Raw genomic sequence first — 1,830 nt, forward strand, 5'->3', positions numbered from 1 at the left:
GATTTACGACTGCTTCGCAGCCGAACGGGAGCAAGCTCCCTCGCCACAAAAGCCCGCTGACACAGCGGCGCCTTCTACTACCAAATAACGAGAGTCCCCCTGCCAACGGCGCATTCGTCTGACAGGCGGGGCTCTCTACTATCGGTTCATCGCCTGTTGGCCTGACAGGCATCGACCCAGACAGAGGCCCATCATGATCTACGCACAACCCGGAACACCTGGCGCCATCGTTTCCTTCAAACCGCGCTACGGCAATTTCATCGGCGGCGAGTTCGTCGCCCCGGTCAATGGCGAGTACTTCACCAATACCTCACCGGTCACCGGTGAAGTGATCGCCGAATTCCCGCGCTCCAGCGCCGCCGACATCGAAAAGGCTCTCGACGCCGCCCATGCCGCCGCTGATGCCTGGGGCAAAACCTCGGCGCAGGACCGCTCGCTGGTGCTGCTGAAAATCGCTGACCGCATCGAACAGAACCTGGAAATCCTCGCCGTCACCGAAACCTGGGACAACGGCAAGGCCGTGCGCGAAACCCTCAACGCTGACGTGCCGCTGGCCGCCGACCACTTCCGTTACTTCGCCGGTTGCATCCGCGCTCAAGAGGGCGGTGCCGCTGAAATCAACGAACTGACTACCGCCTATCATTTCCACGAACCACTGGGCGTGGTCGGGCAGATCATTCCGTGGAACTTCCCGCTGCTGATGGCCGCCTGGAAACTCGCCCCGGCGCTGGCGGCCGGCAACTGCATCGTGCTCAAACCCGCCGAGCAAACACCGCTGTCGATCATGGTGTTCGCCGAGCTGATCGCCGATTTGCTGCCGGCCGGCGTGCTGAACATCGTCCAGGGCTTCGGTCGCGAAGCCGGTGAAGCGCTGGCCACCAGCAAGCGCATCGCCAAGATCGCCTTCACCGGTTCCACCCCGGTGGGCGCGCACATCATGCATTGCGCAGCCGAGAACATCATTCCAAGCACCGTTGAGCTGGGCGGCAAGTCGCCGAACATCTTCTTCGAAGACATCATGAACGCCGAACCGCAGTTCATCGAAAAAGCCGCCGAAGGCCTGGTGCTGGCGTTCTTCAACCAGGGCGAAGTCTGCACTTGTCCGTCGCGGGCACTGGTGCAGGAATCGATCTACGAGCCGTTCATGGCCGAGGTGATGAAGAAGATCGTCAAGATCAAGCGCGGCAACCCGCTGGACACCGAGACCATGGTCGGCGCCCAGGCGTCCGAGCAGCAATACGACAAGATCCTCTCGTACCTGAAAATCGCCCAGGAGGAGGGCGCCGAGCTGCTCACTGGCGGCGCGGCCGAGCGGCTGGAAGGCGACTTGTCCAGCGGCTATTACATCCAGCCGACGCTGCTCAAGGGCCACAACAAAATGCGCGTGTTCCAGGAAGAAATCTTCGGCCCGGTGGTGGGTGTCACCACCTTCAAGGACGAAGCCGAAGCCCTGGCGATCGCCAACGACAGCGAGTTCGGCCTCGGTGCGGGCCTGTGGACCCGCGACATCAACCGCGCCTACCGCATGGGCCGGGCGATCAAGGCCGGGCGCGTCTGGACCAACTGCTACCACCTGTACCCGGCCCACGCCGCGTTCGGTGGCTACAAGAAGTCCGGTGTCGGCCGTGAGAACCACAAGATGATGCTCGACCATTACCAACAGACCAAAAACCTGCTGGTGAGCTACGACATCAATCCGCTGGGGTTCTTCTGATACGACCTGAAACCGGGTGATGGCCTTCGCGGGCAAGCCTCGCTCCTACAGGTTATGTGTTGGCCGTGAGGTCCGCGCATCCCTGTAGGAGCGAGGCTTGCCCGCGAAGGCGTCGT

Annotated in this window: 1 protein-coding gene; it reads left to right on the top strand. The window is 62.1% G+C overall.

Features of this window, described 5'->3' with window-relative positions; genetic code table 11:
• Positions 1–193 precede the first annotated feature (193 nt).
• Complete coding sequence (gene exaC, locus AC1DLB_RS29040; protein WP_019648895.1) at positions 194–1,714, top strand: acetaldehyde dehydrogenase ExaC; 1,521 nt, start codon at positions 194–196, stop codon at positions 1,712–1,714.
• The last annotated feature ends 116 nt before the right edge of the window (positions 1,715–1,830 follow it).

The organism is Pseudomonas sp. 05N434 (assembly GCF_056396965.1).

Coding starts and splice junctions, on each gene's coding strand:
- exaC (WP_019648895.1), top strand. CDS start 194: ATGATCTACGCACAACCCGGAACACCTGGCGCCATCGTTTCCTTCAAA.